General features: G+C 38.1%; 8 protein-coding genes. 3 read left to right on the plus strand and 5 right to left on the minus strand.

Annotation, left to right across the window (positions count from 1 at the left end; genetic code table 11):
- The first annotated feature begins 142 nt into the window (after positions 1 to 142).
- A complete protein-coding gene (repM, locus tag H0262_RS12995) occupies positions 143 to 1,090 on the plus strand; it encodes a replication initiation protein RepM (RefSeq protein WP_181211042.1) in 948 nt (315 codons plus the stop codon).
- A 17-nt stretch (positions 1,091 to 1,107) separates the two neighbouring features.
- Here repM and H0262_RS13000 read toward each other — a convergent pair whose 3' ends face one another.
- The 5 genes from H0262_RS13000 to H0262_RS13020 form a co-directional block, all read right to left on the minus strand.
- On the minus strand, positions 1,108 to 2,187 hold the full coding sequence (locus tag H0262_RS13000; protein ID WP_181211043.1) for a DUF262 domain-containing protein: 1,080 nt from the start codon (positions 2,185 to 2,187) through the stop codon (positions 1,108 to 1,110).
- Between the two features lie 9 nt (positions 2,188 to 2,196).
- The gene (locus H0262_RS13005; protein ID WP_181211044.1) at positions 2,197 to 3,192 is read right to left on the minus strand and encodes an adenine-specific methyltransferase EcoRI family protein; all 996 of its coding nucleotides are present in this window, start codon (positions 3,190 to 3,192) and stop codon (positions 2,197 to 2,199) included.
- A gap of 116 nt (positions 3,193 to 3,308) precedes the next feature.
- Entirely contained in the window at positions 3,309 to 3,500 is a 192-nt protein-coding gene (locus tag H0262_RS13010) for a hypothetical protein (protein WP_181211045.1), read from the minus strand.
- Positions 3,497 to 4,537, minus strand: a complete 1,041-nt coding sequence (locus H0262_RS13015) for a serine/threonine-protein kinase (RefSeq protein ID WP_181211046.1) — start codon at positions 4,535 to 4,537, stop codon at positions 3,497 to 3,499. Before H0262_RS13015 ends, H0262_RS13010 begins: the two co-directional genes overlap by 4 nt.
- A 3-nt stretch (positions 4,538 to 4,540) precedes the next feature.
- A complete protein-coding gene (locus H0262_RS13020; protein ID WP_181211047.1) occupies positions 4,541 to 5,008 on the minus strand; it encodes a hypothetical protein in 468 nt (155 codons plus the stop codon).
- Between the two features lie 345 nt (positions 5,009 to 5,353).
- On the opposite strand from H0262_RS13020, the gene H0262_RS13025 reads away from it, so the two are divergent.
- A complete protein-coding gene (locus H0262_RS13025) occupies positions 5,354 to 6,925 on the plus strand; it encodes a MobA/MobL family protein (protein ID WP_181211048.1) in 1,572 nt (523 codons plus the stop codon).
- On the plus strand, positions 6,922 to 7,746 hold the full coding sequence (locus H0262_RS13030) for a hypothetical protein (RefSeq protein WP_181211049.1): 825 nt from the start codon (positions 6,922 to 6,924) through the stop codon (positions 7,744 to 7,746). The genes H0262_RS13025 and H0262_RS13030 overlap by 4 nt, the downstream gene beginning before the upstream one ends.
- Positions 7,747 to 7,967: the final 221 nt, after the last annotated feature.

The raw sequence follows: 7,967 nt of genomic DNA on the forward strand, positions 1-7,967 counted from the left end.
ATGACGACAAATTCCTACCCATATGACGACAAATTCCTACCCATATGACGACAAATTCCTACCCATATGACGACAAATAAATATTTGACTCTAAAGAGTCTTTATATGACAATGTCTTTAATATTTTTCTAGGATTTCGACTATGAAAAACAGTAAAACAGAGTTGGTAGTAAAGTCAAATCGTCTTAATACAGCAATCCAGAATTTATCACTTGCTGAAATTAGACTGATACAGCTGGCTATTATTGATAGTAGAGAACAAAACAAGGGGCTTAGCTCTGACACCCCACTAAGAATAAACGCTATGAGATATGCTGAGGTTTTTCAGGTTTCTAAACAAACAGCTTATGAAGCACTAATAGACGCAGAAACTAATTTGTTCGAGCGTCGTTTTACCTTCATGGATGAACGTGATCTCAAAGTAAAGTCACGTTGGATTAGCCAAGCTACATACATTGATGGTGAGGGAGCGATAGAGGTTATCTTCACACCTGCCGTTGTTAATGAGATCACTCGCATTCATGGAATTGAGCAATTCTTCACAAAATATACACTAGAGCAAACGGCACAATTAAAGAGCTTATACGCTGTAAGACTGTATGAGCTTCTTATACAATGGCGTGAAGCTCGTAAAACCCCATTATTTGAATTAGATATTTTTAGAGAGCAATTAGGTCTGGGCATTGATGATTATAAACGTATGAGCGACTTCAAACGCCGCGTCTTAGATGCTTCTGTTAAAGAGATCAATGATAAAACGGATATAAAGGTTAGCTATACGCAAGAAAAGAAAGGAACAGTAATAGTAGGCTTCAAATTTAAAGTGTCAATGAAAGATAAGCCAAAAAGCTTACAACCAGAAAGAGATATAAACACAGCAGATATGTTTACCATTGACGGTTTAAATGATTTGCAGCTAGGGCGTATTGTACGTAATCCTAGCTTTATGGCGGATTATAATCATTTGGTTAAATCTACTAGCCCAGCTGGTCAGAATACTAAAGCTTGGGAGTTTGAGATGGTCAAGCGTATTAAACAAGACGCTTCACAGTTTAGTAAACGCCCTATTAAGGGTTATCTGGATTACTAAGTCCAAACACCCTTTTACTATTTAGAAGACTTCCTACGATTACATTCACGGCAAAGCATCTGACCATTAACCAACTCTGTTTTTCCACCTTGTGACCAAGGTGTGATGTGGTCAGCTTCCATTCCACTAAGTTCAAAATACTCTGTACAAGCTTTGCAAATACCTTTTTGGCGTTCATACATAGTGCGTTTATGATTATCTGTAAAGGTACGGATGCTCAAATGTTTTTCGTTATTTGTAAGCAAATATTCGTATATACCTTTTTTCTTTGTTACTTCATCATCAGCCATTAGACGAGTTGTTTCTACTTCCAAAGTAGTTGGATCGAGGTTATCGTCTTTGTGAGTATTATAAAGAACTCCCCAAGATATACCCTTCATTTCCTTTCGATGCTTTGGAAATGTAGCTTTGACCCAGCTAATGACAGCTTGGAAATAGAGCCATAAGGGGTTGGCGTTTGTTTCATGTTGGTGCCTAGCCATATAATCCTCTATGTCACCATTATTTATCCAAGAAATGGTAGTTTCAAGGTAGTCTTGCCTGATAGGTGTGCCTGTCATGTACTTTTCGCCAAGTTGCCAAGCGGCACACTGTGTCTTAGAAAAATAACGCTTAACGTCTGTTGTCCATGACCCTGCATACACTGCATTACGTAGCTCTTGCTCAGTAAGTTTTTCTCCAGCAATATTAATGGTTCTGAACCAGTCCAGCTTTTCACTGTCTGCTCCTTCACATTGGTAGACTGTCAATTCGTAACTAAGAATTGCATCCTTTTCATCTTGTTGTAGGTTATGAAAATACCGATCCTTATATGAAAAAGCACCATCTACATACTGGCAAATTGAGATCGTGCGCTGCTGACCATCAATAATTTCAAAGCCGTTTGGTATTACAGCCCAATACATTGTATTGAGTGGAAAACCTCTAGCAACCGTATCAATTACTGCCTCGCGCTGTTTATCATTGTAAACAAACTCACGTTGGTAAGGTGGACGAATATTTAATAGTCCGTTATAACCTAATACTCCAGCCTCTTCGTTATCTTGGTAATTCTCCACCAATTTCTTGATAGTAATTTTCTTTAATGTAATATCCATTTATGTCTCTTAAATTATTGGATTTCGGTTGCGAATAAAAAGTCGCTTGTAAACCTGTTTACCATTAATACTCACATCGAAACTAGCACCTTCTTTATGGTAGCCGACTGGTTCTCCATAAGAGTAACTGCAACCAATAATTTCGAACTGTTCGGGGTTGTATTTGGTAAGAAAAGTAATCGGAACCCCCATAGCACCATCATAATCTAAAGGAATGTTCTGAGTTCTCGATACTTCTATCGCATTATAATTATCATAACTTGGGTACGCTGCCTCATTACCTCGATAGTGTTGTACTAATATCATCTCTTCATGGCGTTTTTTATTGTCAAGGTTCGTGTACCAAACGACCCCCGATACTCGAATCATACCTTCCTTATGATCAGTATCAGAAGCTGTATCCTCATAGTGTGGCGCAATAAAATGAGCCATATTTCGTTTAAAGCCATAACCAAGCCACATTTTATTATCTTTGATAAGAGGAAAGACATCCTTATAAGTAATCGAATTTTGATTTCCTATAATAATAAATTTTTTATCAAAACTAGCTAGTTGGGAGACGTATTCACTGAATAGCGAAAACGGTGGATTAGTAACAACAATATCTGCTTCTTTTAGAATTTCTATGCACTCTTGGCTACGAAAATCACCATCGCCCTCTAATGGAGTTACACCAATGTCATCGGGGCTTGGCAAGCTATTCTCGGCACCACCAGTGTATTCTAACTTTATAGATACTTCTGAATCGCCTTGGCTAAATAGATCAACTTCTTGGCTTTTATAGCAAGTTGTGATCAGTTTTTTCAAACCAAAAAATTCAAAGTTTTTAGCAAAATATTCAAAGAAAGCGCTGATATAAGGGTCGTCACAGTTGCAGTAAACCACTTTATTTTCAAATTGTTTTCGGTAATGCCTCAATTCTCGTTCGATATCGACTATTTGAGTGTAAAACTCGTCTTTTTTATTACGCTTTGCGGAGTGCAGACCGCTATTTTCGTTTGCCATGTCTGTCTCTGACCTCGATATATTTATTCAAAACTAACTTATGATGAAGCCTTTTGGTGATGGATCACCAAAAGGCTCTATTATTTGACTAGCTGCCCATTACTCTGATATTGCAGCTATTTTTCCCAAAATAGCTGCGGGTTTTCTTGAGATTTAGATGAGCCTTTAGAGATTATCCAGTAGGAGCCATCAATAACTATATTGATGTTTTCTTCAGTCATGTCTTTTTTAGGGATGACGAAAGGCTTAGTTGTCTTCTTAGCCCTAGTAAGATTTTCTCTTTTTAAGTTCTGGTTTAGTATTTTCATAATTTAAATACTCTCTTTAGTTCTGACTTATAGTCAGAAAGTTGAGTATTACAATGTGCTGTCACCTTTTTTGGTGAAGAAGACCCGTTAGTTTTTGTAGTAACAATACTATAGAGACCGTCTTTATCAGTGGAAAGTATTGTTTCAATAACAGGGTTAGTTATACTTTTAGTCCACTTACGAGTTAATTCATCTGGCTCATATATCCAATCTATTCCGTCTGCAACATTACTCAACTCGTTGATTAATTCCAGCACATTACAATGTCTATCTTCGATTTCTATATTTAGAGACTTATTAACTATTTTCTGCATTTTTGTAGGAATATGAGGTAGATAGCTATGACGGTCAGGAAATGCCCCTGTTCTTATAGCCTCTTTATAATCTTCCATAGTTGTAAATTTTTCAAGCTGATTATTGAAATGATCTTCCCCATTAAGCAGCCTATACATTGTTAGACCGCTTTGATATATATCGTAATGAATAGTCTTATCATGACTTACAAGAACCTCAGGTGGGGCTTGCTTAGAATAAACACCTGCTTGGTTCACATAGCCAGACTCATCCATGAATTTGGCAAGCCCAAAATCCGATAATAGTGCTTCATCACTATCTGAGATTAATATATTATCCGGTTTTATATCACAGTGAATTAAGCCTTTAGAGTGAATGTGGTGTAGCCCTGATAAAAATTGTATAGAATAACGAATGACTTCTCTTACAGTCAAAAATCGGTCTTTAATCAATGATTTCAAAGATCCGTTTTCATAGAAATGCATGGCTATATAAATATAGTCAATATCAGAACATCCATACATCACATTAACGATATTACTGTGATAAGAAGTATTTAATTTCTTCGATTCTTCGTAATAATCATCTACATGCTCAATACTATCTTTTCTAATTTTTTTGACTGCGATTTCTTTATCAAGCTGTTTGTCATGGGCGGCATAGACTTGTGAATTTCTTCCTTCTTGACCAATTTCTCTCAAAAACTCAAAGTTCAGTTCAGCAGTATGTAGTCCTATAGTCATTATTTAGATCTCCAATGCGCTGATAGCTGACATGATACTTTCACGCTCTTCTATGTTGTATTCCTTCCACTCTTCGATATCTAGAAAATCTTTTTTACCTTGAGAAAAGCCTTTGAAATCTTCTCTTTTAATTTTTAAACGTGAGCTGATATTCGCTATTCGCCCAACGAAGTACTCTTCAATACATGAGCTTGCAAATAACTCTTGTATAACTCCTTCAATATAGATTCTATCTATACTTAAGCCCTTCGCATTAGTCTCACTTACTCGAATACAAGCGTTTGTAATTGAAAATTCATGAATAATATCACTCAATGTATTTCTAATATATTTCAACTGCTCTGGAGTTTTCAGTGCTTTAGGATTAACTATCCTGTCTATGACTCTAAAATCAAGTCCATCTTCTTTAAGTGAAATCACTGAAAAAAATATTATGGAAGGCGTTACTCTAATGCCTATTGATGTTTTCATATAAAAATTGCCTTGGCATTAGTATAAGGTTTGAGTTTCTTGTAAGAATAGACGGAATTAATACTTTTATTGGATCGTTCTTATAATTTTTTCGCTTAGTAATACTTGCTTTAAAAGGATTCTTAGATATAAGTGAAATCTAGTGTAGCAAGAAATAATATAATAGCCACTAATAAAAATATCTACAAAGCGTAAAATGGTTGTCGCCCTCTGCGTAAGAGCGCGTTTTCGAGAACTGTGATATATTCACCTAACGGTTCATATTTCACAATTCTCAAAACACGTTGGGGACACCCCAAACCCCAAAAACCAAGCTCGAAATAGGTAGTCGTTATGGCGATATTCATGGCAAGCACCAAGTCAGTATCGAGAGGGCAAGGGCAAAATGCGGTTGCTGCTGCTGCCTATCGTGCCGGTGATAAATTGCTTGATGAAGATAAAGAACATGGAAAAACGCATGACTATGAAAAACGCAGTGGCGTATTAAGTGCTGATATTATTTTGCCGACTGCCTTAGCTGGTGGCGACATTGGCAGATCCGAATTATGGAACATGGCTGAACGTAATGAGACTCGAAAAAATAGTCGTGTGGCTCGTGAATGGCTGATCGCCCTACCGCATGAATTGAGTGAACAAGATCGTAAAGTCTTAGCTCATGACTTCGCCAGAACCCTAGCCGATAGATACCAAGTAATCGCCGATTGCGCGATCCATGTACCAACCGCTAAAGAAATCGAGCGCGGTGCAAGCCCTCTTAACTTCCATGCCCATATTTTATTGACCACGCGCACTGCCACGATCGACGATGACGGCAAAATCTACTTAACCAAAGACAAAGCCGACAGCGAAATATCAGACGATGACCGTAGGAAAAAAGGATTACCACGCATGAGCGCTGAGATTAAGACAGTGCGTGAGCTGTGGGAACATACCGCCAACAAGGTGCTGGAAGCGAAAGGGCATCATTTAATCGACAGCCGTAGTTATAAATCACAAGGTATCGATCTAGTACCCCAAATCAAGATGGGTAAAGATGCTACGCACATGGAACGTAAAGGGATACCGACTGAAAAAGGTAGGTTTAACCGTGAGATTACCCAGTCTAATGAGTTGGTTTGGAACAAACACTTAGACGACAACCAAAAAACCAATGCTAAAGCAGATCGAACCATTGCAGATCTACGCGAAAGCAAGCTGTTTATCGTCCCAGCTGCCCCTAAACCTGACTTTAAAGAGCGCAAAGTCTCTCAAGCAGACCTAACACGCGCTTACGATATGGCAAATAGACTCAAAACCATGAAGCTTGACCGTGAGAAAGCACAGCAAGCCGAGCAAGAGCGACTAAGGCAGCAGAAAATAGTTGCCGCTGAACAAAAAAAGCAAGAGCAGTTAGAACAAGAGAAGCGAGAGCAACAACAGCGTAGAGACCAGATACGCGAAAGGATTGCTATGGAGACGCGGCAATTTAAACAGCACTTTAAGCAACTGGCAGAGCAACTCATTAAATTTGATAAGCCACACTTGCAGAAAATAGATTCAAACAGTGAGTTTGGCAAACATCTTGTGGCTATAGTAGCCGCAGATACCCTTATGCGAGAGCTAACAAGCTATCAACGCGACCCTAGCACCACAAAGCACCAACGAGAGCTTGCAGAGGTTCAATACGAGCGTTTAGGCAACACCCTTATCGCGCAATCGCAATCAGCATTAGATAGTAGCAAAAGCACACGACAGAGCATGACGCAAAAAGAGTATACAGCAGCATTAAAGGGCGTTTTTGATGCTATGGTACCTGAGCATAAGCAAAACCTCACTCAAACGCAGCAGGAGCGCATACAGAGCGTCTCATCAGCCATTAATGACCATAGCTATGATATCAATCGCAGTCGTAGCAGAGGACTAGGATTTCAGATATGACCGACAACGCCCAGTCGATTGAAATAGCAGAAATAATATTTACCCTTCAAATACTCATCGAACACCAGCAAGAGCTATTAGCAGAAGGTAAAGCTCAGGGTCAAACAAATGATGAACATGTAAAGCAAATTTCAGCAATGATAAGGCAGTTAACTGAGCTATTAAAAACGTATCAAGACAACGCCCAGTCGATCACAGACAACACCATTCAATCTATCAAAAACACTATAAGCGTAGCCTTTGAGAAAAACCAAGAAAGCTATCATGCCCTGATAAATAAGGGCTTTACCACCCATATAGACACAGCGACTAAAAAGCTATCAACGGTTGCTGATAAGGTTGGAGAAGAATTAGAAAATATTAAGGTTGCTGCTACCAACTCAAAAACTGAATTTAAAGAGAGACAGGGCTTTTTCAAACTGTATGAGAACACGTATGACGATCAAAGCAAGAAGCTCAAAGAGAGTGTAGAAGGTGCCGTTACTGCTATTATTAAAGATACTAAAGACAAGCTTGAAGATATTGGCAGTGACTTTAGCGATGATTTAGCAAAAAAACTTAGCTGGAAGGTAACTATGATATTTAGTGCTGTTTGCTTTTCAATTGTGCTTTTTACATTTGGTTTATCTTGGTTGTTTGTTCCTAGTAAAGCTGAAATCAGTGATCGACAAGCAGACTATGATGAACTCGCTAAGGCTCAAGTCATGCCTAGTATTACCAAACGTGCAGATGGTTATTATGCACGTATTGATTCTAAAACGTGTATTGATAACCCTGATTCATACCCATGGAACAAATCCCTGTTATGCAAAATTAAGTAAGTTAATTCATGTTTTAACCATTAAAAAACAAAGCTTTTAATTCTTTAGTTATCAACAACCAAAAATGCTTTTAATGCTTTTAATGCTTTTAAATGCTTTTAGACACGTTGAATACGTTGATATTAAACGTGTCTAGCGCATCAATGACGACAAATTCCTACCCATATGACGACAAATTCCTACCCATATGACGACAAATTCCTACCCATATGACGACAAAT

Origin of the sequence: Psychrobacter sp. D2, from assembly GCF_013608135.1 — a bacterium.
Classification (GTDB): Bacteria; Pseudomonadota; Gammaproteobacteria; order Pseudomonadales; family Moraxellaceae; genus Psychrobacter; species Psychrobacter cryohalolentis.

Excerpts from the sequence above, each read along its gene's own strand:
- H0262_RS13005 (WP_181211044.1), bottom strand. The coding sequence starts at position 3,192 with ATGGCAAACGAAAATAGCGGTCTGCACTCCGCAAAGCGTAATAAAAAA.
- H0262_RS13000 (WP_181211043.1), bottom strand. The coding sequence starts at position 2,187 with ATGGATATTACATTAAAGAAAATTACTATCAAGAAATTGGTGGAGAAT.
- H0262_RS13020 (WP_181211047.1), bottom strand. The coding sequence starts at position 5,008 with ATGAAAACATCAATAGGCATTAGAGTAACGCCTTCCATAATATTTTTT.
- H0262_RS13010 (WP_181211045.1), bottom strand. The coding sequence starts at position 3,500 with ATGAAAATACTAAACCAGAACTTAAAAAGAGAAAATCTTACTAGGGCT.
- H0262_RS13015 (WP_181211046.1), bottom strand. The coding sequence starts at position 4,537 with ATGACTATAGGACTACATACTGCTGAACTGAACTTTGAGTTTTTGAGA.
- repM (WP_181211042.1), top strand. The coding sequence starts at position 143 with ATGAAAAACAGTAAAACAGAGTTGGTAGTAAAGTCAAATCGTCTTAAT.
- H0262_RS13025 (WP_181211048.1), top strand. The coding sequence starts at position 5,354 with ATGGCAAGCACCAAGTCAGTATCGAGAGGGCAAGGGCAAAATGCGGTT.
- H0262_RS13030 (WP_181211049.1), top strand. The coding sequence starts at position 6,922 with ATGACCGACAACGCCCAGTCGATTGAAATAGCAGAAATAATATTTACC.